The sequence below is a fragment of the Hominisplanchenecus faecis genome (genome assembly GCF_020687205.1).
GTDB lineage: Bacteria > Bacillota > Clostridia > Lachnospirales > Lachnospiraceae > Hominisplanchenecus > Hominisplanchenecus faecis.
The window spans coordinates 1-23,852 of sequence record NZ_JAJEQE010000005.1 but is presented as its reverse complement, the minus strand read 5'-3'; the positions used below and the strand labels follow the sequence as shown (position 1 = coordinate 23,852).

Below are 23,852 nucleotides of genomic sequence, written 5' to 3'. Positions count from 1 at the left end.
GATCGGATTTTTTACGTTTTCTTTTAAAGACAGCGGAGGAAAAAGTGACTAGACGAGAGGAACGAGAACATATTTTTAAATTACTCTTTCTGACAGAGTTCTATAAGGAAGAGGAGCTTGAACAGCAGGAAATGATGTATTACGAAGGGATTTCCGATGCAAAACAGGAAGACCTTACTTATATCAGAAAAAAATATGAGAAGATCAAAGAAAATCTGGAACAGATTGACGGGCAGATCAATGAAGCGGCAAAGGGCTGGAGAACAGACCGTATGGGGAAAGTAGAGCTTACTCTGCTGCGTCTTGCAGTCTATGAGATGAAGTATGATGACGATATCCCACAGGGAGTTGCGATCAACGAAGCAGTTGAGCTTGCCAAAATTTTCGGAGGCGATACCTCTTCTGCATTTATTAACGGCGTTCTGGCTAAACTAGTATAAAGAGCCCTTGACTGCCGGATGACAAAAGAGGTGGGTGCGTGCAGAATGTCTATACTGTGAGACAGGTAAATGCCTACATCAAGTCCATGTTTACACAGGATGTGGTGCTGCGAAGCATTTACATGAAAGGAGAAGTCTCAAACTGTAAATATCATACATCGGGACACATCTATTTTTCGCTGAAAGATGAGAGCGGAACGATTTCCTGTGTCATGTTTGCCAGTGCCAGAAAGGGACTGGCTTTTGGCATGAAAAACGGTCAGCAGGTTCTTGTGCTTGGCAACATCAGTGTTTATGAAAGAGACGGCACATATCAGCTCTATGCATCCAGGATTCTGTTAGACGGTGCCGGACTTCTCTATGAGAAGTTTGAGGCACTGAAAGCAGAATTAGAAGAGATGGGGATGTTTGATCCCGTTTATAAGAAACCGATTCCGCCCTTTGTGAAGAAACTGGGAGTTGTGACAGCACCGACCGGTGCCGCTGTGCGGGATATCATTCAGATTTCCAGAAGACGCAATCCGGGTATTCAGATCATCCTCTATCCGGCACTGGTGCAGGGCGAAGGTGCCGCAGAAAGTGTGGCAAAAGGCATTGCCATGCTGGATGCGTATGGTGTTGATGTGATTATCGCCGGGCGTGGCGGTGGCTCGATCGAGGATCTCTGGGCATTTAATGAAGAAGAAACGGCAAGAGCGATCTTTTCCTGCAATACCCCGGTGATCTCAGCGGTAGGTCATGAGACGGACACTACAATCGCAGATTATGTGGCAGATTTGCGTGCTCCGACGCCATCGGCGGCAGCTGAGCTTGCAGTTGCGGATATTTCAGCCCTCCAGGGCGAGTTATACCGCCAGAAGAGCCGGCTCTTTGAGGCTGTAACCAGAAAAGTGCAGGATAAAAGGGATGAGCTGGCAAGAAGAGAGAAAATCCTCTCCCTTTTAGGACCGCAGGAGAAGCTTCAGGATCAGAAAATGCGTCTTGCAAGGGCACAGGAAGATCTGGCGGAGGCCATGCAGCAGAAGCTTGCGTTGTCCAGACAGGAGATGGAGTATGACAGGCAGCGTCTGCAGGTGCTGATGCGGGAAAAATACAGGGACAGCAGGCACCGGATGCAGATTTATATCGAAAAGTTAAAGGGACTGTCTCCGCTTGAAAAGCTGGGGCAGGGCTATTCTTATACTGCGGACGTACACGGCAGGAAGATCACACAGACCGGGCAGGTCAAAAAGGGGGACACGATCTGTGTGTATGTATCGGACGGACGGCTGCAGGCGGAGGTAACGGATATTCAGAAAGACAAGCAGGATGCAGGTGAGGTGTAAAGATGGCAAAACAGACAGAAAGTACAGAAAAGAAAGAAGAAGAACGGACACTGGAAGAAGCATTTCTGCGTCTGGATGAGATCATCCAGAAACTGGAGAAGAAAGATACAACACTGGAGGATTCTTTTCTGGGATATCAGGAAGGCATAGAGCTTATAAAGTTCTGCAATCAGCAGATTGATACCGTAGAAAAGAAAATTCTTGTTTTGAATGAAGAGGGAGAAGCAGATGAATTTTAATCTGGAGATGGAAAAACGCCAGGAAAAGATCACCGGGATTCTGGAATACTATCTTCCGAAAGAAGAAGGATTTCAGAAAACGGTTCTTGAGGCGATGAATTACAGTATGCGTGCGGGAGGCAAACGCCTCCGGCCGCTTCTGATGCTGGAGACTTACCGGATGTTTGGCGGAGAAGGGCAGATCATCGAGCCTTTTATGGCAGCGATGGAGATGATACATACCCACTCACTGATCCACGATGATCTCCCGGCACTGGATAACGACGAGTACCGCAGAGGCCGCAGGACAACGCACATTGTATATGGGGAAGCGATGGCAATCTTGGCAGGCGATGCACTGCTCAATTATGCCTATGAGACGGCAGTGCGTGCCTTTGAGATCGAACCGGGCAATCCGGCGATCGGGAAAGCACTGCAGATTCTGACGAAAAAGACAGGGATTTACGGGATGCTTGGCGGTCAGTGCGTGGATGTGGAAGCTGCAGGCAGAGAGATTTCCAGAGAGAAACTGGATTTTATTTACCGTCTGAAAACAAGTGCTCTGATCGAAGCGTCCATGATGGTCGGTGCGGCACTGGCCGGGGCATCGGAGGCAGAAATAAAAGTGATCGAAGATTCCGCAAGAGATATCGGGCTGGCATTTCAGATCCGGGATGACATTTTAGATGTCACAAGCACGACGGACGAGCTTGGCAAGCCGGTATTCAGCGATGAGAAAAATGACAAGACTACTTACGTGACGATCGAAGGGATCGAAAAAGCAAAAAGCGATGTGGAAGAGATTTCAAAACGTGCAGTTTCTGCCTTACAGTCGCTTGGCCGAAAAAATGATTTTCTGGAAGAGCTGGTGCTGATGCTGGTCAACCGGAAAAAATAAGGAGCGATTGACTATGGTATTAGAGAAGATAAATCATCCGAATGATATCAAAAAGCTGAAAAAGGAAGAGCTGCCACTGCTTGCAGATGAGATCCGGGAGTTCCTGATCCGCACGATCAGTGAGAGTGGAGGACATCTGGCATCGAACCTTGGTGTGGTGGAACTTACCATGGCAATGCATCTGGTGTTTGATCTTCCGAAAGATAAGATGATATGGGATGTCGGACACCAGGCTTACACACATAAACTGCTGACTGGCCGCAGAGAGAATTTTGCAAATCTGCGTAAATTCGGGGGGATGAGCGGTTTCCCGAAACGCTGTGAGAGCAGCTGTGACAGTTTTGATACAGGACACAGCTCCACCTCCATATCGGCAGGGCTTGGTTATGTGGCGGCAAGAGATCTGCAGGGAGAAGATTATTCCGTGATCTCGGTGATCGGAGATGGATCTCTGACCGGCGGCATGGCATACGAGGCGATGAACAATGCTGCCAGGCTGAAAAGCAATTTTATCATTGTATTAAATGACAACAATATGTCGATTTCGGAGAACGTCGGCGGAATGTCGGACTATCTCGGCAGACTTCGCACAAACGATGCCTATCAGGAATTAAAACAGGGTGTTTCGGATACATTAAAAAAAATCCCGGTTTACGGCGACCGCGTGGTCCGCAGGATCAAAAAGACAAAAAGCGGGATCAAACAGCTGTTTATTCCGGGGATGTGGTTTGAAGAGATGGGGCTGACTTACTTAGGGCCGATCGATGGACACGATATCGGCAGACTGGTGCGTGCTTTCAAGGAGGCACGCAAGGTGAACGGACCGGTGCTTCTTCATATACTGACGCAGAAAGGCAGAGGATATGTACCGGCGGAACGTCATCCGGCGAGATTCCATGGGGCAGAGCCGTTTGACATTGCCACCGGACTTCCGCTCCATAAGCGGACAAAAGCCAACTATACGGATGTGTTTGCGACCGTTATGCGAAAAATGGGGGAGAGGCAGGAGAATCTTGTGGCAATCACGGCAGCAATGCCGGACGGAACCGGACTGAAACGGTTTAAAAATGTCTTTCCGGAGCGTTTCTTTGATGTGGGGATCGCAGAACAGCATGCAGTGACCTTTGCGGCCGGTCTGGCAGCGGGTGGCATGATTCCGGTCGTGGCGGTGTATTCATCCTTTTTACAGCGTGCTTTTGACCAGATCGTGCACGATGTCTGTATCCAGAACCTGCATGTGATCTTTGCAGTTGACCGTGCAGGTCTGGTTGGCAGTGACGGAGAGACGCATCAGGGGATTTTTGATCTCTCCTATTTATCTCTGATCCCGAATATGTGCGTGATGGCACCAAAAAACAAATGGGAGCTGTCCGATATGCTGAAATTTGCAATTTCCTCTGACGGTCCAATCGCCCTGCGTTATCCAAGGGGCGAAGCCTATGACGGGCTTTCTGAGCATCGTGCTAAGATCGTATACGGCAAAAGCGAATTGCTCTATGATGAAGAATGCATTGCCCTGATCGCAGTCGGTAGCATGGTAAAGACAGCACATGAAGTGCGTCAGAATCTGAAACGCAAAGGTTTTGAGTGTACTCTGATCAACGCACGCTTTGTAAAACCGCTTGACGAGGAGCGTCTGCTTGCACTGACGAAAGAGCATAAGCTGATCGTGACACTGGAAGAGAATGTCCTGGAAGGTGGATTCGGCGAGCATGTATCAGAATTTTACGAGGAGATTGGAAGCGATGTGCAGGTGATGAACATTGCCCTGCCGGATGCTTATATCGAGCATGGAAACGTAGAAATCCTTAAAAAAGAATGCGGTATTGATGCAGAAACGATAGAAAAGAAAATAATTGCGGCAGCCATGGGACTTTAAAAGCGGCTGCAAAAAAGGAGCACAGATGAAAGAAAGACTGGATGTGCTGCTTGTCCAGAGAGGGCATGCGGCTTCAAGAGAGAAAGCAAAAGCGGTGATCATGGCAGGCTGTGTCTATGTCAATGGACAGAAAGAAGACAAGGCCGGATCGATGTTTGACTGTGCGGCAGAGATTGAAGTGCGTGGAAATACACTGCGTTATGTCAGCCGTGGCGGTCTGAAACTGGAAAAAGCCATGAAAAATTTCGGCGTGGAACTGGAAGGAAAGGTCTGCATGGATGTTGGTGCATCGACAGGCGGATTTACGGACTGTATGCTTCAGAACGGAGCGGTAAAAGTCTACTCTGTGGATGTCGGACATGGACAGCTGGACTGGAAACTTCGCAACGATGAGCGTGTGGTCTGCATGGAAAAGACCAACATCCGCTATGTGACACCGGAAGATATCGAAGAGCCGGTTGATTTTTCATCGATCGATGTGTCTTTTATTTCTCTGACCAAGGTACTGCTTCCGGTTCGGAATCTTTTAAGCCAGGATGGGCAGATCGTCTGTCTGATTAAACCACAGTTTGAGGCAGGCAGAGAAAAAGTCGGCAAAAAAGGCGTGGTGCGTGATCCGGCCGTTCACAAAGAAGTAATCGAAAAAGTCATTGCTTTTGCAAAAGAGCAGTATCTGGAGCCGCTGGCACTTGATTTTTCACCGATCAAAGGACCGGAAGGAAACATTGAGTATCTGCTCTATCTGCAGAAAAAGCCGGAAGGGACCGAGATGACAGACGGTGACATGGATGTGGATGCAGTCGTTGGACAGGCACACGGAACGCTTGATAAATAAGGCTGGATAAAGAATGGACAGATTTTATGTAATATCAAACAGTATGAAAGATCCGGAAGGAAAGATCGCAAAAAAGATAAAAGCCTATCTGAATTTCAGAGGAAAACAGTGCATCATACAGGAACGCCAGGGAAAAGAAAGCTTGCGTTCTTATAAATATACGAATGCGAATCTGATCCCGGATGACACCGAATGTATTCTGGTGGTTGGCGGGGACGGCACGCTTTTACAGGCGGCCAGAGACATGATCGAGCGGAATATCCCGCTTCTCGGAGTGAATAAGGGGACACTCGGCTATCTGGCAGAGGTGGACGGTGACAATATGGAAGAGGCACTGGACCGGCTGATCGATGACAACGTGGTGATCGAAGACCGGATGATGCTCGAAGGCTGTGCCTACAGCCACAAGAAAAAGCTGCTGCAGGATTTTGCACTCAATGATATCGTGATCGCAAGAAGCGGAAGGCTTCAGATCATTGACTTTAATATTTATGTCAATGGCGAGTTTTTACGTTCTTACAGTGCGGACGGCATCATCATCTCTACGCCGACCGGATCAACCGGATACAGCCTCTCGGCAGGTGGACCGATCGTTTCCCCGGAGGCTTCTCTGATCCTGCTTACGCCAATCGCACCGCACACGCTTAATACACGAAGCATCGTGCTTCCGGCAGATGCGGAGATCACGGTGGAGCTGCTGCACGGACATACCGCGGGCTGGGATGAGGCAGCCGCATCGTTTGACGGAGATACCTGTGTCAAACTGGGAATCGGTGACTGTATCCGCATTTACCGTTCCAGCCGTATGACACGACTGATAAAGATAAACAACATCAGTTTTCTTGAAGTCCTGAGAAACAAGATGAATGACCAGTAGGAGGAAATGAAGGGTGAAGATCAACAGACACGCAAAGATCCTGGATCTGATCAGCAGAGATGACATAGAGACACAGGAAGAGCTGGCAGAAAAGCTCAACGCAGAGGGCTTTCCGGTGACGCAGGCAACCGTTTCCCGTGATATCCGGGAAATGAAGCTGACAAAAGTAACCAACGACAGAGGCCGTCAGGTTTACAAAGTGATGCAGGGTACCGAGACGGGCATGAATGAAAAATATCTCCGTATCCTGCGGGATGGCTTTGTGGCGATGGATATGGCACAGAATATACTGGTCGTAAAGACGGTGGCAGGTATGGCGATGGCAGTGGCAGCGGCACTTGATGCCATGAAATGGCCGGAGATCGCAGGCTGTATCGCAGGGGACGATACAATCATGTGTGCTGTCCGCAGCGTAGATGAGACACTGATCGTCATGGATAAGATAAAAAAGATCATTGCAGCCGGTACGCCGCTGCATAATTAAAAGAAATGGGAGTGTAATATGCTGGCAAATATTCATGTGAAGAACATGGCACTGATCAAAGAGGCAGATATCAGTCTCGGAAAGGGACTGAATATCTTAAGCGGTGAGACAGGAGCGGGAAAATCCATTCTGCTCGGCTCGATCGCCGTTGCCCTTGGTTTGCAGAATTTTAAGGGGTTTGCAAGGGAAGATGCAGATTATGCACTTTCGGAGCTTGTTTTTGTGATTGAAAATGAAGAACAGCGACAGGCACTTCTGGAGCTGGAGATCCCGGTGGAAGATGGTGAGGTGATCATCAGCCGGCGGCTGTCAAAGGGGCGGACGACCAGCAAGATCAATGGAGAGACTGTTCCGGTTTCCATGGTCAGAAAAGCCGGTACACTGCTGATCGACATCCATGGTCAGCATGAGAATCAGTCTCTTTTACATATTCGCAAACATCTGGAACTACTCGACGATTTTGCGGGAGAAAAGCTGACTCTGGCAAAAGAAAACTACAAAACCTGCTATCAGGAATACGGCGAACTGAAAAAGGAACTGCAGCAGGCACAGCTGGACAATGCCACCAGAGCAAAAGAGATGGATTTTTTAAGCTTTGAGATTGGTGAAATCGAAGAAGCTGCCCTGCAAAAAGGGGAAGATGAGGCACTGGAGGACGATTATAAGAGACTGGCAAACGGAAAAGAGATCCTGGAATCGGTCCTGGAGGCATATCAGCTCTGTGCATCCGACGGAGCATCGGAAGCGATCGGGCGTGCTCTTCGAAGCCTTGCATCCGTGTCAGAGTACGATTCGGATCTGAAGGCACTTTATAACCAGCTGATGGATGTGGACAGCCTTTTAAATGATTTTAACCGGGAGATCTCCGGATATGCAGATGAGCTGGATGTCGATGAAGAAACGCTGAAAAAGACAGAGGAGCGGCTTGATCTGATCAACCATCTGAAGACGAAATACGGTGATACGATCGAGAAAATCCAGGCATACTGTGAAGAAAAAAAGCAGCGTTTTGCAGTACTTGAAAACTACGAAGGATACCTGGCGGAGCGAAAAAGCCGTTTTGCCGCCTGCAAAAAACAGCTGCAAAAAGAAGCAGAAAACCTCACTGTCATCCGAAAGGAAGCGGCACAGCGTTTTACAGAACAGGTGAAGCAGGCTCTGATGGATCTGAATTTTCTGGATGTACAGTTTGAACTCGATTTCCGTCTGCTGGAAGATTATATGGTATCCGGGCAGGACGAAGTGTGTTTTATGATTTCCACCAATCCGGGTCAGCCGCTGCGTCCGGTGCAGGATACGGCATCCGGAGGTGAGCTTTCCAGGATCATGCTGGCGGTCAAATCCGTGATGGCAGACCAGGAGAAGGTTGAGACGCTGATCTTTGATGAGATCGACAGCGGTATCAGCGGACGCACTGCACAGATGGTATCCGAAAAGCTGGCACTGATCGCCGGAAACCATCAGGTGATCTGTATCACGCATCTGGCACAGATCGCAGCGATGGCAGATGTGCATTTTATGATCGAAAAGAAGGTTATCGAAAACGAGACCCAGACCTCGATCCGGCAGCTGGATGAGAAAGAGAGTATCGACGAACTGGCAAGGATCCTCGGCGGAGCAAAGATCACGCAGATGGTGCTTGACAGTGCAAAAGAGATGCGTCAGCTGGCAAAAAATGCCAGAGGACACGGATTCCAGAATGAGCCAGAGTAAAAGAATCTGAGTTTCACATACTAGAACCAAATCAAAAATCAGCCGCAGAGGCAGGGAAAGATGAGGTGACCGTGTGTGAAAAAGAAAAAAATAACAGAAAGAACAAGGGCAATCTATCGCATGCTGGCGATGTTTTTGCTGTTGTTCTTTTTTCTTGTGACGGGCGGATTCTGGTATCTGAAAAGCAGCATCCCAGATCAGCTGAATGTGGCATCTTATGAGGATGTCGATACGATAAAGCTCCCTTTTCAAAGTATGGTAAAAGATGAGGTTGTCTATGCATCCGTTTCTGCGGAAAATACAAAAATCCCGGAAGAAAAGATCAAGATTCAGTGTTCTTTTCTGGGATTCGTTCCGCTCAAAACGGTTGAAATACAGCAAAAAGAGCTGCCGCAGGTACTCCCGGGCGGCAATACGATCGGTATTTTTATGAAAACAAAAGGGATTTTGGTTGTCGGGACCGGGAGCGTGACAGATGCAGATGGCATGGAAAGAGAACCTTCCCTTGGAATACTGAAATCGGGGGATTATATCGTAAAAGCAGATGGAAAAGAAATTTCCACAAAAGAAGAAATTCTGGAAATCGTCGAAAAAAGTCAGGGAAAAAAGATCAGACTCACTGTTATAAGAAATGGATTCGAAAAAGAATGTCAGATTCTGCCGGTTCGCATGCAGGATGGCAGCTGCAAACTGGGTGTGTGGGTGCGGGATGACACACAGGGACTTGGCACGATGACCTATGTGGACGGGCAGAAACAGTATGGAGCATTAGGACACGGGATCAGTGATGTGGACACCGGGCTTCTGATGCAGATCCGGGACGGAAAACTGTACCGGGCAAGCGTGGGAGCAGTAAAGAAAGGAGAAAAAGGCAATCCGGGCGAACTCTCCGGGACGATCTATTACCGGGATGACCAGATTCTCGGGACGATCACCTCCAATTCCGAGACCGGGATCAAAGGAATGTTATATGCTATGCCGCAGGAACTGTCCGGCCATTCGTTTGTACAGACGGCGTACCGCCAGGAAGTGCATACGGGAAATGCTTCGATCTACTGCTCAATCGACGGCAGCGTAAAAGAATATACGGTAGAGATAGAAAAAATCAACCTGAGCCACCGCGATATAAACAAAAGCATGGTGATCCGGGTGAAGGATCAGGATCTTCTTGAAAAGACCGGCGGCATCGTCCAGGGCATGAGCGGAAGTCCAATCCTTCAGGACGGAAAGCTGATCGGAGCAGTCACCCATGTCTTTGTGGCAGATCCATCCCGTGGCTATGCAATTTTTGCAGAAAATATGCTGGAGAAGTAAGCGGGGAGGTATGCATCCGGTTTTCGCCCATATACGACAGAAAGGTTGTTCTTTTAAGCTTAATGGAAGGCAGTTTGTCGAAAAAAGGGAGAAAAATGCGACAGGAACTGCTTGCGTCCACCAAAAGTTCTGCTTATAATACAAGTAGTTTTTGGCATATTTGTAACTAAATGGAGGTGCTTTTATGGATAAGCTGAATATAGCGATTGCAGATGACAACGCGAAGGTTTTACAGCTTCTGGATAAAATCGTGAGCAGTGATGAAGAACTGAATGTAGTCGGAAAAGCAGGAAATGGCGAAGATCTGTATGATATTATCAAAAAGCAGGAGCCGGATGTCGTACTTCTGGATCTGGTCATGCCCAAAGTCGATGGGCTGACTGTCATGGAGCGGGTGAACAAAGATCAGGAAATCCGCAAACATCCGGCATTCATCGTCATTACAGCCGTCGGCCAGGAGAAGATCACGGAAGATGCATTTGACCTCGGAGCAGATTACTATATTCTGAAACCATTTGACAATGAGATGGTTATCAACCGAATCAAGCACACAAGAGTAAAGAAAGACCGTAATTTCGCAAAAGTACAGAAGGTAAATGCCTACGAGAGCAAGAAAGAATACATGGAACGCAACCTGGAGACGGATGTGACCAACATCATCCATGAAATCGGCGTACCGGCACATATCAAAGGTTATCAGTATCTGCGTGATTCGATCATCATGTCGGTGAGCGATATGGAAATGCTCAATTCCATCACAAAGATCCTCTATCCGACGATCGCAAAAAAACACCAGACCACGCCAAGCCGTGTGGAGCGGGCGATCCGTCATGCGATCGAGGTAGCGTGGAGCAGAGGTAAGATGGATACGATCGAAGAATTATTTGGTTATACGGTCAGCAACGGCAAAGGCAAGCCGACCAACTCGGAGTTTATTGCTCTGATCGCGGATAAGATCCGCCTGGAATACAAGAATCGATGAAAACACAGATGGGACAAGATGGAAGCTTTATCAGAGAAAAAACATAAAAATTGTGCAAAATATACAGATAACACTTTTCAATAGAGAAAAAATGCGTTATAATGAAAAAAAGCGGTACCGATTAGGAGGAAAAGTTTATGAAAAATGTGTTATTTGTAGCATCAGAATGTGTACCTTTTATTAAGACAGGTGGACTGGCAGATGTAGTGGGATCGCTGCCGAAATGTTTTAATAAAGACGAGTTTGACGTACGCGTGATCATACCGAAGTATATGTGTATGAAAGAGGAATATAAAAATCAGTTAGAGTACATAACGCATTTCTATATGGATCTGTCCTGGCGAAGCCAGTATGTAGGTGTGCTTCATATGATGTATGAGGGCATCCATTATTATTTCATTGATAATGAATACTACCTGGCAGGACCAAGACCATATGGAAATATTTACGAAGATATCGAGAAGTTTGCCTTTTTCTCAAAGGCAGCACTCTCAGCACTGCCGCTGATCGGATTTAAACCGGATATCGTACACTGCCACGACTGGCAGACCGGTCTGATCCCGGTATTTTTGAAGGACAAGTTCCACGAGGGCGAGTTCTTCTGCAACATGAAATCGATCATGACGATCCACAACCTGAAATTCCAGGGTGTGTGGGATATGAAGACCGTAAAGGATATCACCGGACTTCCATCCTGCTATTTTACACCGGACAAACTGGAAGCTTACGGCGATGCCAATTACCTGAAAGGCGGACTGGTTTACGCAGATGCGATCACGACCGTCAGCCGTACCTATGCAGAGGAGATCAAGACACCGTTCTACGGCGAACATCTTGACGGACTGCTCAATGCAAGGGCACATGACCTGCGTGGTATTGTAAACGGCATTGATTATGATGAATACAATCCGGAGACGGATAGATATATAGTAAAAAATTATAACGCAAAGAATTTCCGCAAAGAAAAAGTAAAGAATAAGAGAGCACTTCAGGAAGAGCTTGGTCTGGAAAAAGACGACAAGAAGTTTATGATTGGTATCGTATCACGACTGACAGACCAGAAAGGATTCGACCTGATCGCCTATATGATGGATGAGATGTGCCAGCAGGATGTCCAGTTTGTGATCCTTGGAACCGGCGAAGAGAAATATGAGAATATGTTCCGCCATTTCGCATGGAAATATCAGGGCAAAGTATCTGCGAACATCTTCTATTCTGAAGCAATGTCTCATAAGATATATGCATCTTGTGATGCATTCCTGATGCCGTCCCTGTTTGAGCCGTGCGGCCTCAGCCAGCTGATGAGTCTTCGTTACGGCACACTGCCAATCGTGCGTGAGACAGGCGGTCTGAAAGACACTGTGATTCCGTACAATGAGTATGAGGGAACCGGAACGGGATTCAGCTTTGCAAATTATAATGCACATGAGATGTTCAACACACTGAAGTATGCACAGTACATTTATTATGAGAAAAAGCGTGAGTGGAACAAGATGGTAGACCGTGCAATGGCAGCAGATTTCTCTTGGGCAAGTTCTGCAAAACAGTACGAAGAGATGTACAACTGGATGCTTGGATGCTGAACAAAAAGGATGTAAGAGATTGGAAAACGATCTTAAGAATCAAATAAAAGAAAAGCTTCTTCGAAACGAAATAGATCGAAGAAGCTTTTTTATGCCTTTCTTCTGTTTTAATCAGAGAGGTGCCTTTTGGAATGTTTCTTTTTTGGAATCAGTTTGGACCTTGTCTTGGAACGTTTTACAAATCTTCCGTCCGCACCATAGCGGTAATAATATTTGCCGATCTTTACGATCTTATTTTTGACCATATGACCGCTCTTATCGACGTAATACTCGCCAAGCTGGGCATTTGTTGCCATGTATCCGGTCGAATAAAAGTAGTACCAGTATCCTTTGATGCTCTGCCAGGTCTTTGCAGAGTAGGTGCCATCCACATTCCGGTATTTCGTGCCCTGGGCGGTCTTGATAAATTTCGCTTTGTATTTTTTGCCGACTGCCACGCGGGAACCGTTTTTGTTGACATAGACATTGTGGTTGTCCACCCAGCGGCTTCTGGCCATCTTGCCATTTTTCATAAGGTATTTGTCACCGATCCACTGGCTTGTCAGCATGGCACCGCTCTCCGAGAAGAAGTAGCGATCGCCTTTTAAATCCAGCCATCCGGTGTGGACCGTTCCGTCGGCATCAAAATAGTAAGTATAGCCTTTGATCTTACGAAATACAGAAGTAAGATAGGTGCCGTCGTTTGTCTTGTAACGCAGTGTATTTTCTTCTGTATTGTACTCCCAGTCGGCGTGGACGGTGTATGACGGAATCAGCAGAGCCGCACAGAGGACCGGGATGATGCAGGTATGTTTTAAACTGTGAAGTTTCAAAAAAACCCCTCCTTGTAAAATTCAGAAATTTTTTTCAGCCGAAGAAGACTCCCACTTCCTGACTGCAACAGGTTATTACTACAACAGTATCCCATAGAATCCGAATTCTGACAAGGAAGAGTTTTTAAAATTAAGAAAAACTTATGACAGACGCATGTTTCCTAACCCTGGGAAAGGACGGAGCGAACGTGCTGGATTTCTTCGGCGGTCGCCTTTGCGGCCGGTACATAGTACTGTTTGCTGCGGGCAAGCTGATAGATCTCTTCCTGAGAAGTTTCACACTGGTTGCGGAACTGCTTTAAAACCTGTTTCAGCTGCATATTTTCGGTTTGTGGGATCATTTCGCCATAGCGGACCAGTTCTCCGTTGATGCCGGCTAATGTGTCGGCTACCATTGTCTTTTCATCTAACATCTTTTCTTACCTCCTGTTACTGCAGAAATGTCATCAGCTGTTGTTTGCACTGCATCGCGGACTGTGCAGATTTCTGGAAAAACTGTTTCACAGCCGGATCGCCTGCTTCCTGTGCGTAGGCGGTCATTTTGCAGTGTGTGGTGTCAAACCCGCCGATCAGATGGCGGAGGTTCTGCAGGTCAAGTTCCGATAATTCGTTCATTTCGATTCCTCCTTGGATGGGTCGCATTTCAAATGCAGATGTTTTTGTGCCTCGGAAGTTAGTATGTCCGGGAAATGTTTTTTTATACAAAAAGCAGACTACAGAAACCTGGCAGCATTTCAGGATAAACTGCGGTTCAGGCAGAAAAGCAACAGCAGGCTGTGCAGAAGCTGTGAAAAAAGCAGTCCGAGCAGATAGCCTTTGATACCGGAAAAAGGAATGGCAAACCAGACGAATAAAAATCTTATAAAAAGCGCGGCCATATTTGACAGGAAGACAAGAAAGGTCTTTCCAAGTCCGTTTAAAATACTGGCAAGCGTTGTGCCAAGATAGAGGAACGGACAGAGCCAGGAGAGGATCTGGATGTAAGTTCCGGCCTCGTTGCTGTCAAAAAGCAGGATTCCGCACAGATTTCCAAAGACCAGAAAGAAAATGGTACAGAGGATGCCAAGCAGCAGGCAGCTCTGGACGGTGCGGACAGAAAGTCTTGCGATCGCTTTGCGGTCTTTTCCAGCCTGTGATTCGGAGACAGCCGGCAGCAGCATAACAGAGAGGGCGTTTGTGACTGCCGAAGGAAAAAGAACAAGCGGCAGAGCCATTCCGGTCAGTGTTCCGTAAGAAGAAAGTGCTGCAGATCTTGCAAGGCCAAAAGCCTGCAGTCGCAGCGGGATACAGATGGATTCAGCACTTTGCAGAAGACTTAAACAGACACGGTTTGTACTTAAGGGCAGCGAAAAAGTAAGGATTTCCCGGATACTGTGTGCGGAAAACGGACATGCTTTTTCAAAAGAAGACGGATGGTGGAGCAGAAACCGGGTTCCGGTATACAGAACCACGATGATCTCCGAGGTCAGCATACCATACATGGCAAGCACAGGGGTTACCTGGATTCCTTTTTCCACCATGATCTGCCAGAACAGGAACGAAGAGGCAACGCGGGCGGTCTGTTCGACCAGCTGGGAGATGGCAGGGACGGCGGCTTTTTTCAGTCCGGTATAATATCCGATGATGCAGGCATGCACACCGGCAAAAGGCAGTGCAAAGCTTAAAATTTTCAGAAGGGAGCTGCAGCGTGCCTCATGCAGCAGAGAGACGGCAATAAAATTCGCATTCTGATAAAGAAAAAAAGAAGCAATCCCGGAAAACAGGACAGAGAGCATCATACCGCAAAGAAGGATGTCTCGGGCTCCTTTTTTGTCGTTCGATGCAAGCCTTGCAGAGACAAAGCGGGAAATGGCAGTCTGGATTCCGGATGAGGTCAGGGAAAACAGCAGGGTCTGGATCGGAAAAAGAAGAAGATAGATACCGATTCCTTCCGCACCGATTGTCTTGGATAAGAATATTCTATAGAAGAAACCGATGATGCGGCTGACCATACCGGCACAGGTCAGGATGGCGGTGCTTTTCAGGAGCGGATGTTTCTGGATCATAAGCACAAAATTCCATTTTTTCTTATATATATTCGGAGGAAGTACTTGACAGAACGGAAATGCGGTGCTATATTCGAAACAAATCCCAGCGAAACACTCGGAATTAATCCAGAAAATGGTGCCGCGATCAGAAGAATTTCGGATTCCGGCATGAAACAATATGGGAGGGCAGCATGAAATTATCTACAAAAGGAAGATATGGACTGCGGGCGATGGTTGACCTGGCGGTATACAGTGAGAAAGAATCCGTATCCATCAGCTGCATTGCACAACGTGAGAACATATCTGAGAGCTATCTGGAACAGCTTGCGGGAAAATTAAAAAAAGCAGGGTTGATCAAGAGCACGAGAGGTGCCCAGGGCGGTTACCGTCTGGCGAAACCTGCGGCCGAGATTTCAGTCGGAGATATACTGCGGGCTCTGGAAGGAGAGCTTGGAGCGGTGGACTGTCAGGGACTGAAGCCTGAGGGCGGATGTGAAAGTTCTGATTTCTGCGTGACGAAACTGGTCTGGCAGAGGATCAACGACAGCATTGCGAAAGCAGTAGATGAGATTACGCTTGAGGAGCTGATGGCAGAAGCAAAAAAAAGCCAGGAGCGGAAACGAGAGATGGAGCAGTCCGGTCAGTATATAAATTCGCAGGATAAAGCAGACACAAAGAGAAAGTGTTGAGATTGTGCCGCAAGCGGCATCAGGAGGTAAATATGAAGAAATTGATCTATTTGGACAATGCAGCAACAACAAAGACTTCAGAAGAGGTAGTAGCAGCTATGCTGCCGTACTTTACAGAATACTACGGAAACCCGTCCAGTGTTTACGAGTTTGCAAGCGAGAGCAAAAAAGCAGTTTCAAATGCAAGAAGAACGATCGCAGAGACTCTGGGAGCACAGGAAAATGAGATTTATTTCACAGCCGGTGGTTCCGAGGCAGATAACTGGGCACTGAAAGCAACGGCAGAAGCTTATCAGAGCAAAGGAAAACACATCATCACGACCAAGATCGAGCATCATGCGATCCTGCATACCGCAGAATATCTGGAAAAACGTGGTTTTGAGATCACTTACATCGGTGTGGATGAAAACGGTGTCGTAAAAGTGGATGAACTGGAAAAAGCAATTCGTCCGGATACGATCCTGATCTCCGTTATGTTTGCAAACAATGAGATCGGAACCATTCAGCCGATCAAAGAGATCGGTGAGATCGCAAAGAAACACGGCGTTCTGTTCCATACCGATGCGGTTCAGGCATACGGTCAGCTGCCGATCAATGTTGACGAGCTTCACATCGATATGTTAAGTTCCAGCGGACACAAACTGAACGGTCCGAAGGGAATCGGTTTCCTTTACATCCGCAAAGGCGTTAAGATCCGTTCTTTCGTACACGGCGGAGCACAGGAGCGTAAACGTCGTGCCGGTACCGAAAATGTTCCGGGTATTGTGGGGTACGGCAAGGCAGCAGAAATCGCAGCAAAGACCATGAAAGAGCGTACCGCAAAAGAGATCGAACTGAGAGATCATCTGATCGACCGTGTTTTGGCGGAAGTTCCTTATACCAGATTGAACGGACACAGAACCAACCGTCTGCCGAACAATGCAAACTTCAGTTTTCAGTTTGTAGAAGGTGAGTCCCTTCTGATCCTGCTGGACAACAACGGTATCTGTGCTTCCAGCGGATCTGCCTGTACATCCGGTTCTCTGGATCCGTCCCATGTACTGCTGGCGATCGGCCTGCCACACGAGATCGCACACGGTTCCCTGCGTCTGACACTGTCCGCAGAGACTACCATGGAGGACATTGATTTCGTTGTAGACTGTATCAAACAGATTATCGAAAGACTGCGAAGCATGTCTCCACTCTACGAAGATTTCGTGAAAAAGAATCAGAAATAATCCGGCAGTAAAAGACAGGATCAGATTGTACAGAGCACAGAAATAGTCAGAAAATAAGCCAGAATAAAGATAGAAAAACAAAACAGAAAATTGGAGGAAATTTTTATGTACAGCGAAAAAGTTATGGATCATTTTAATCATCCGCGTAATGTAGGCGAAATCGAAAATGCAAGTGGTGTCGGAACCGTCGGCAATGCAAAATGCGGCGATATCATGCGTATTTATCTGGACATTGACGATGACGGGATCATCCGCGATGTAAAATTTAAAACCTTTGGATGCGGAGCAGCCGTTGCAACCAGCAGCATGGCAACCGAACTGGTAAAAGGCAAAAATATCCAGGAAGCAATGCAGGTTACCAACAAAGCCGTTATGGAAGCTCTGGACGGACTGCCTCCTGTAAAAGTACACTGTTCTCTGCTTGCAGAAGAAGCCATCCATGCAGCACTGTGGGATTACGCAGAGAAACACCACATCAAGATCGAAGGACTGCAAAAGCCGAAGTCTGATATCCATGAAGGCGAAGAAGAAGAGGAAGAGGAGTACTAAGATCAGCATACAACGTGCAGATTTTATGATCAAAGGAGTAAGGCGGAAAAGATTATGAGTAAAAAAGTAGTGGTTGGAATGTCGGGCGGAGTCGATTCATCTGTGGCAGCGATGCTGCTGAAACAGCAGGGCTATGATGTAGTCGGTGTGACGATGCAGATCTGGCAGGATGAAGCCGAGGAAGTCCAGCAGGAAAACGGTGGATGCTGCGGGTTGAGTGCGGTGGATGATGCAAGAAGAGTGGCAGAGACGATCGGTATACCATATTATGTGATGAATTTTAAAGACGATTTTCGGAAAAATGTCATGGATTATTTTGCGGATTCTTATCTGAATGGACAGACGCCGAATCCATGTATCGCCTGCAACCGCTATGTCAAGTGGGAAGCACTTCTGGAGCGGAGCCTTCAGATTGGGGCGGATTATATTGCAACCGGTCATTATGCAAGGATCGAAAAGCTGCCAAATGGGCGTTATGCGATCCGCAATTCTGTGACAGCGGCAAAAGACCAGACCTATGCTCTTTATAACCTGACACAGAGACAGCTTGCCCACACACTCATGCCGGTTGGTGATTATGAGAAACCACAGATCCGCAAACTGGCAGAAGAAGCTTATCTGCCGGTGGCACACAAGGCGGACAGCCAGGATATCTGTTTCGTACCGAATGGCGATTACGCTTCCTTTATCGAAGAATATACCGGAAAGATCGTTCCGGAAGGCAATTTTGTGACACCGGACGGGAAAATCCTCGGAAGACACAAAGGGATCATCCATTATACGGTCGGACAGCGAAAAGGTCTGGGAATTTCACTTGGAGAGAGGGCTTTTGTCACAGAGATCCGACCACAGACAAACGAAGTGGTGATCGGAAACCGTGCCCAGGCCTGTCAGACGGTTCTTCGTGCCAACCATTTAAATTTCATGGCAAGGGAAGATATTCAGGAAGAAGATCATGTATTTGCAAAGATCCGCTACAATCACAAAGGGGCATACTGCCATGTAAAGCGGACCGGAGAAGATGAGATTACCTGCACCTTTGAAGAGCCACAGCACGCGATCACGCCGGGACAGGCAGTGGTGCTCTATGAAGACGGATACGTGCTGGGCGGCGGTACGATTATCTAAGTATAAAATGATGTGGGTGTCAAAAGTCCCCAACTATGATGCCTACGGATTGTTCCGTGCGTTGCACTCCCACAATCCTCCCCAGTATTCGCATATCGTGGGATTATCATCCCACTTTTATGCTCATATCGGGGCGGGTCCCAAGGTCTTTCATCCACCTATGAGCAAGCTCATGTGGATTTAGACCTTTTGACCCTGGCATCATAAAATATGCCATACAAATTGTCAGCACAGCAGTTCAAAAGTCGGCTTTCGTTTGCGGAATATCGCATGATAACGGAAGCCGCATTTTTTTAATATCGAACAGGCACGGTCAAAATCAGCCGCAATACGTTCTGGGGCATGTGCATCTGATCCGATGGTGACGATCTCGCCGCCAAGTTCGCGGTAACGTTTCAGGATATCTTCGTGCGGGTTCGGGTGTCCAAGTCCGGCTGCATAGCCTCCGGTATTGATCTCCATGCCAAGTCCTTTATCGATCAGAAGGCGGATGATCTCATCCAGCCAGTCACTGTATTCTTTATAAGAATAGAACTGATTTTTGTTTGGACCGTAGCGGACGACATAATCAATATGGCCGTAGACATCAAAGCAGGACATGGTATGCAGATTCTCAATGATCGATTCAAAATAAGAAATATAAGACTCTTTTTCGGTGCGTCCCTCAAAAAAAGCAGGATAGTAGGGATCCTGTCCGTTTACCACATGGGATGATCCAATCACAAAATCAAAATCCCAATTCTTTACAAGAGATTCGCAGCGCTCCTTCAGATAAGGCTGCAGACCGAGTTCGAGGCCGAATAATAATTCAATCTTGTGCTCATACTCTTCTTTGAGGGAGGTAAGCGTCTTGCAATAAGAAGGAATATCAGCTTCGAAGACCATCCCTTCGTCAATATAGTCATAGTCCATGTGCTCTGTGAAACACATGGCAGACAGTCCAAGAGAGATACCCTTTTCGACCATATCCCGCATCGGGGCGTCGGAATCGGCGGAAAAAGAGGAATGAAGATGAAAATCGGATCTCATAAAATAAAAACTCCTTTCAAAATACGACAAAATTCAGGAAAAAACACCTGATTTTTCTCTCTGTTACAAGTTTATGAGAATAAAACACAAATGTCCAGAGAAATTCGTTGAAATTATACTTGAACTTTTTACAGAAATTAGGTAGAATAGAAGAAAGTTGTGGAATCTTTAACAATAAAGACCGCAATCATACTATTTAACATAATAGGAGGAAATTAATCATGGCAGTAAAAGTAGCAATTAATGGTTTTGGACGTATCGGACGTCTTGCATTCAGACAGATGTTTGGCGCAGAAGGATATGAAGTAGTAGCTATCAACGATCTGACTTCCCCAAAAATGCTGGCACACCTGTTAAAATACGATTCATCACAGGGTAAATATGCACTGGCAGATACAGTATCAGCAGGTGAAGATTCCATCACAGTTGACGGAAAAGAGATCAAGATCTACGCTTTCCCGGATGCAAACAACTGCCCATGGGGCGAGCTGGGTGTTGACGTAGTTCTGGAGTGCTCTGGATTCTACACATCCAAAGAAAAGGCTCAGGCTCATATCAATGCAGGTGCTCGTAAAGTTGTTATCTCTGCACCAGCAGGCAATGACCTTCCGACTATCGTTTACAATGTAAACCATGAGACACTGAAAGCTGAGGATCAGATCATTTCTGCAGCTTCTTGTACAACAAACTGTCTGGCACCAATGGCTAAAGCTCTGAACGAACTGGCTCCGATCAAATCCGGTATCATGGTAACAATCCATGCTTACACAGGTGATCAGATGACTCTGGACGGACCTCAGAGAAAAGGCGATCTGAGAAGATCCCGTGCAGCAGCAGTAAACATCGTTCCGAACAGCACAGGTGCTGCAAAAGCTATCGGTCTGGTTATTCCGGAACTGAACGGCAAACTGATCGGTTCTGCACAGCGTGTACCGACCCCTACAGGTTCTACTACAATCCTGACAGCAGTTGTTGAAGGAACAGTAACTGTAGACGAAATCAACGCTAAGATGAAAGCATCTGCTACAGAATCTTACGGATACAACGAAGACGAAATCGTATCCAGCGATATCGTTGGTATGAGATATGGTTCTCTGTTTGATGCTACTCAGACAATGGTTCTGCCTCTGGACAACGGTACAACAGAAGTACAGGTTGTTTCTTGGTATGACAACGAAAACTCTTACACATCTCAGATGGTAAGAACAATCAAATACTTCTCTGAATTAGCATAATCTGTTAAATCAGACAAAGAAGACCTATCTGGGTCCGGTCTTTTGGACCGGGCCCTTTTTATCTTAGTCGGAGAAGACTCTGCGGCTAAATAAGCGGCTCCGCAAGGATGCACATTAGAAAATCCGTATGTATGATACAAGGAGGAAATAAGAATGCTTAATAAAAAGTCGGTTGATGATATCAACGTAAAAGGCAAAAGAGTCCTGGTTCGCTGTGACTTTAACGTACCTCTGAAAGATGGCAAGATCACAGACGAAAACCGTCTCGTAGCAGCTCTGCCAACTATCAAAAAACTGATCGCGGACGGCGGAAAAGTAATCCTTTGCTCTCATCTGGGCAAACCAAAGGGAGAACCGAAACCGGAACTCTCTCTGGCACCGGTAGCAGTACGTCTCTCTGAACTGCTTGGTCAGGAAGTAAAATTTGCAGCTGATCCGGAAGTCGTAGGACCGAACGCAAAAGCAGCTGTAGAAGCTATGAAAGACGGTGAAGTTGTTCTGCTTGAAAACACTCGTTACCGTGCTGAAGAAACCAAAAATGGCGAAGCATTCAGTAAAGATCTGGCATCTCTGTGTGATGTGTTCGTAAACGATGCATTTGGTACTGCTCACAGAGCACACTGCTCTAACGTAGGTGTTACCGAATATGTAGATATCGCAGTTGTTGGATATCTGATGCAGAAAGAGATTGATTTCCTGGGCAATGCAGTAGAAAATCCAGTTCGCCCGTTCGTTGCAATCTTGGGTGGTGCAAAAGTAGCAGACAAACTGAACGTTATCTCCAACCTGCTTGAGAAATGCGATACTCTGATCATCGGCGGCGGTATGGCTTATACTTTCCTGAAAGCTCAGGGCAAAGAGATTGGTAAATCTCTGGTAGACGACAGCAAGATCGACTACTGCAATGAGATGATGGCAAAAGCTGAGAAGCTTGGCAAAAAACTTCTGCTTCCGGTAGATGCAGTTGTTTCCGCAGATTTCCCGAACCCGATCGATGCTCCGATCGAAGTAGAGAACGTATCTGTAGATAATATCCCGGTTGACAAAGAAGCTATGGATATCGGAAAAGAAACAGCAGCTCTGTATGCAGATGCAGTAAAAACAGCAAAAACAGTTGTTTGGAACGGACCGATGGGTGTATTCGAAAACCCGACACTGGCAGCAGGTACGATTGCAGTAGCAAAAGCTCTGGCAGATACCGATGCAACAACCATCATCGGCGGCGGCGATTCTGCAGCAGCAGTAAACCAGCTTGGATTTGGTGACAAGATGAGCCACATCTCCACAGGCGGTGGAGCATCTCTGGAATTCCTGGAAGGAAAAGAACTGCCGGGCGTAGCAGCAGCTAACGATAAGTAAACACTTAACGAAAACGAGCCAAAGGCGATGTTTGAGTTCTAGTGTTTACTTAGTTCGCCGCTCTTAGCGAATGGGAGCGAAGCGAAACATGAGGTTAGAGGCAGGCGAACATCCCGTCAGTACTTAACGAAAACGAGCCAAAGGCGACGTTTTACAATATGTGAAAAGAGGATAAGATCATGGCAAGAAAGAAAATTATTGCTGGTAACTGGAAAATGAACATGACTCCGAGTGAGGCAGTAAAATTAGTTGAAACTCTGAAACCACTGGTAAAAAATGATGAAGTTGATGTAGTATTCTGCGTACCGGCTATCGACATCGTTCCTGTAGTAGAAGCTGCAAAAGGAACAAACATCCAGGTTGGTGCTGAAAATATGTACTTCGAAGAGAAAGGTGCCTACACAGGTGAAATCTCCCCGAATATGCTGGTAGATGCAGGCGTTAAATACGTTGTTCTGGGACATTCCGAGAGAAGAGGATACTTCGGAGAAACAGATGCAGATATCAACAAAAAAATGCACAAAGCATTTGAGCATGGCCTGACACCGATCATGTGCTGCGGCGAATCTCTGGAACAGAGAGAGCAGGGCGTGACCATGGACTTCATCCGTCAGCAGGTTAAGATCGGATTCCAGGGACTGACAGCAGATCAGGCAAAAGCAGCCGTTATCGCTTACGAGCCGATCTGGGCTATCGGAACCGGCAAGACTGCTACAACAGAGCAGGCTCAGGAAGTATGCAGCAAGATCCGTGAGTGTATCGCTGAAGTATACGATGACGCTACAGCAGCAGAGATCCGTATCCAGTACGGCGGATCTGTAAACTCCAAGACAGCAGCAGATCTGTTTGCTCAGGCAGACATCGATGGCGGACTGGTTGGAGGAGCATCTCTGAAAGAAGAGTTCGGTCAGATCGTAAATTATAAATAATCAGCCATTTTTGGCTAAATAGTCCAAACAAGAAAGAATAAAACGCCCCCAAATGCAAGGAAAATTGGTAAGTATTACTAATTGAATTGTGTTTGGGGGCGTTTTTTAATATTACAACTATCACCTTCAACGATCACTTTTAATCGTTTAAAACCTTGCCATTTAAAAAAGTGATAGTTATATAAATGTTTTTATCTCAGTCGAGAAGACTCCCACTTCTGCAAGTGGTGAGTAATAACAAATCTTTCTCAGTGGGAGTACAATCTCCTACTGAGATAAACGCTCCGCGAGGGCACAAAACCATTGTCCAGTGGACAATGGTTTTGTGCC

The 23,852-nt window shown here is 46.8% G+C and carries 23 protein-coding genes and 1 pseudogene; 19 read left to right on the top strand and 5 right to left on the bottom strand.

Features of this window, described 5'->3' with window-relative positions; genetic code table 11:
- Positions 1 to 44: 44 nt before the first annotated feature.
- The 12 genes from nusB to glgA all read left to right on the top strand — a co-directional run bounded on the left by nusB (position 45) and on the right by glgA (position 12,548).
- Positions 45 to 440 (top strand): transcription antitermination factor NusB, encoded by a 396-nt coding sequence (gene nusB / locus LKD42_RS02670; RefSeq protein WP_147631790.1) that lies wholly within the window; start codon positions 45 to 47, stop codon positions 438 to 440.
- Positions 441 to 478: 38 nt separating this feature from the next.
- Positions 479 to 1,765, top strand: a complete 1,287-nt coding sequence (gene xseA / locus LKD42_RS02665; RefSeq protein ID WP_248834743.1) for an exodeoxyribonuclease VII large subunit — start codon at positions 479 to 481, stop codon at positions 1,763 to 1,765.
- A gap of 2 nt (positions 1,766 to 1,767) precedes the next feature.
- Positions 1,768 to 2,004: an exodeoxyribonuclease VII small subunit gene (gene xseB, locus LKD42_RS02660; protein WP_248834742.1), complete on the top strand. Its 237-nt coding sequence runs from the start codon at positions 1,768 to 1,770 to the stop codon at positions 2,002 to 2,004.
- Entirely contained in the window at positions 1,994 to 2,881 is an 888-nt protein-coding gene (locus LKD42_RS02655) for a polyprenyl synthetase family protein (protein WP_022119918.1), read from the top strand. Before xseB ends, LKD42_RS02655 begins: the two co-directional genes overlap by 11 nt.
- Positions 2,882 to 2,894: 13 nt before the next feature.
- Positions 2,895 to 4,760, top strand: coding sequence for a 1-deoxy-D-xylulose-5-phosphate synthase (dxs, locus tag LKD42_RS02650; protein WP_248834741.1), 1,866 nt, complete (start codon positions 2,895 to 2,897; stop codon positions 4,758 to 4,760).
- Positions 4,761 to 4,785: 25 nt separating this feature from the next.
- Complete coding sequence (locus LKD42_RS02645; protein ID WP_248834740.1) at positions 4,786 to 5,595, top strand: TlyA family RNA methyltransferase; 810 nt, start codon at positions 4,786 to 4,788, stop codon at positions 5,593 to 5,595.
- A gap of 13 nt (positions 5,596 to 5,608) precedes the next feature.
- Positions 5,609 to 6,472: an NAD(+)/NADH kinase gene (locus LKD42_RS02640; RefSeq protein WP_248834739.1), complete on the top strand. Its 864-nt coding sequence runs from the start codon at positions 5,609 to 5,611 to the stop codon at positions 6,470 to 6,472.
- A 13-nt stretch (positions 6,473 to 6,485) separates the two neighbouring features.
- Entirely contained in the window at positions 6,486 to 6,956 is a 471-nt protein-coding gene (gene argR, locus LKD42_RS02635; RefSeq protein WP_022119922.1) for an arginine repressor, read from the top strand.
- An 18-nt stretch (positions 6,957 to 6,974) separates the two neighbouring features.
- The gene (gene recN / locus LKD42_RS02630; RefSeq protein ID WP_248834738.1) at positions 6,975 to 8,669 is read left to right on the top strand and encodes a DNA repair protein RecN; all 1,695 of its coding nucleotides are present in this window, start codon (positions 6,975 to 6,977) and stop codon (positions 8,667 to 8,669) included.
- A gap of 75 nt (positions 8,670 to 8,744) precedes the next feature.
- The gene (spoIVB, locus tag LKD42_RS02625; protein WP_248834737.1) at positions 8,745 to 9,983 is read left to right on the top strand and encodes a SpoIVB peptidase; all 1,239 of its coding nucleotides are present in this window, start codon (positions 8,745 to 8,747) and stop codon (positions 9,981 to 9,983) included.
- Positions 9,984 to 10,167: 184 nt separating this feature from the next.
- Positions 10,168 to 10,965 carry a sporulation transcription factor Spo0A gene (spo0A, locus tag LKD42_RS02620; protein ID WP_022119925.1) on the top strand — a complete coding sequence of 266 codons (798 nt, stop codon included), beginning with the start codon at positions 10,168 to 10,170 and terminating at the stop codon, positions 10,963 to 10,965.
- Between the two features lie 137 nt (positions 10,966 to 11,102).
- The gene (gene glgA, locus LKD42_RS02615) at positions 11,103 to 12,548 is read left to right on the top strand and encodes a glycogen synthase GlgA (protein ID WP_248834736.1); all 1,446 of its coding nucleotides are present in this window, start codon (positions 11,103 to 11,105) and stop codon (positions 12,546 to 12,548) included.
- 107 nt (positions 12,549 to 12,655) lie between these two features.
- On the opposite strand, the gene LKD42_RS02610 is transcribed toward glgA, so the two are convergent.
- From LKD42_RS02610 to LKD42_RS02595, 4 genes are all read right to left on the bottom strand, one after another.
- Positions 12,656 to 13,360 carry an N-acetylmuramoyl-L-alanine amidase family protein gene (locus LKD42_RS02610; RefSeq protein WP_248834735.1) on the bottom strand — a complete coding sequence of 235 codons (705 nt, stop codon included), beginning with the start codon at positions 13,358 to 13,360 and terminating at the stop codon, positions 12,656 to 12,658.
- Positions 13,361 to 13,521: 161 nt separating this feature from the next.
- A complete protein-coding gene (locus LKD42_RS02605) occupies positions 13,522 to 13,773 on the bottom strand; it encodes a spore coat protein (protein WP_022119928.1) in 252 nt (83 codons plus the stop codon).
- A gap of 16 nt (positions 13,774 to 13,789) precedes the next feature.
- Positions 13,790 to 13,975 (bottom strand): hypothetical protein, encoded by a 186-nt coding sequence (locus tag LKD42_RS02600; RefSeq protein ID WP_022119929.1) that lies wholly within the window; start codon positions 13,973 to 13,975, stop codon positions 13,790 to 13,792.
- Positions 13,976 to 14,094: 119 nt separating this feature from the next.
- Positions 14,095 to 15,405, bottom strand: coding sequence for a polysaccharide biosynthesis protein (locus LKD42_RS02595; RefSeq protein ID WP_248834734.1), 1,311 nt, complete (start codon positions 15,403 to 15,405; stop codon positions 14,095 to 14,097).
- Between the two features lie 173 nt (positions 15,406 to 15,578).
- Between LKD42_RS02595 and LKD42_RS02590 the strand changes: the two genes are divergently transcribed.
- The 4 genes and pseudogenes from LKD42_RS02590 to mnmA form a co-directional block, all read left to right on the top strand.
- The gene (locus tag LKD42_RS02590; protein WP_147631797.1) at positions 15,579 to 16,076 is read left to right on the top strand and encodes an RrF2 family transcriptional regulator; all 498 of its coding nucleotides are present in this window, start codon (positions 15,579 to 15,581) and stop codon (positions 16,074 to 16,076) included.
- 32 nt (positions 16,077 to 16,108) lie between these two features.
- A complete protein-coding gene (gene nifS / locus LKD42_RS02585) occupies positions 16,109 to 17,293 on the top strand; it encodes a cysteine desulfurase NifS (RefSeq protein WP_022119932.1) in 1,185 nt (394 codons plus the stop codon).
- A 105-nt stretch (positions 17,294 to 17,398) separates the two neighbouring features.
- A complete protein-coding gene (gene nifU, locus LKD42_RS02580) occupies positions 17,399 to 17,842 on the top strand; it encodes a Fe-S cluster assembly scaffold protein NifU (RefSeq protein WP_022119933.1) in 444 nt (147 codons plus the stop codon).
- Positions 17,843 to 17,890: 48 nt separating this feature from the next.
- Positions 17,891 to 18,970, top strand: a pseudogene (gene mnmA / locus LKD42_RS02575) (tRNA 2-thiouridine(34) synthase MnmA); the annotation flags it as partial.
- A 225-nt stretch (positions 18,971 to 19,195) separates the two neighbouring features.
- Here the strand turns inward: mnmA and LKD42_RS02570 are convergent.
- Positions 19,196 to 19,999 carry a histidinol-phosphatase HisJ family protein gene (locus LKD42_RS02570; RefSeq protein ID WP_248834732.1) on the bottom strand — a complete coding sequence of 268 codons (804 nt, stop codon included), beginning with the start codon at positions 19,997 to 19,999 and terminating at the stop codon, positions 19,196 to 19,198.
- Between the two features lie 221 nt (positions 20,000 to 20,220).
- Between LKD42_RS02570 and gap the strand changes: the two genes are divergently transcribed.
- The 3 genes from gap (at position 20,221) to tpiA (ending at position 23,522) form a co-directional block, all read left to right on the top strand.
- Positions 20,221 to 21,234 (top strand): type I glyceraldehyde-3-phosphate dehydrogenase, encoded by a 1,014-nt coding sequence (gap, locus tag LKD42_RS02565; protein ID WP_147631800.1) that lies wholly within the window; start codon positions 20,221 to 20,223, stop codon positions 21,232 to 21,234.
- Positions 21,235 to 21,387: 153 nt separating this feature from the next.
- The gene (locus LKD42_RS02560; protein ID WP_248834731.1) at positions 21,388 to 22,593 is read left to right on the top strand and encodes a phosphoglycerate kinase; all 1,206 of its coding nucleotides are present in this window, start codon (positions 21,388 to 21,390) and stop codon (positions 22,591 to 22,593) included.
- Positions 22,594 to 22,772: 179 nt separating this feature from the next.
- Complete coding sequence (gene tpiA, locus LKD42_RS02555; RefSeq protein WP_147631802.1) at positions 22,773 to 23,522, top strand: triose-phosphate isomerase; 750 nt, start codon at positions 22,773 to 22,775, stop codon at positions 23,520 to 23,522.
- Positions 23,523 to 23,852: the final 330 nt, after the last annotated feature.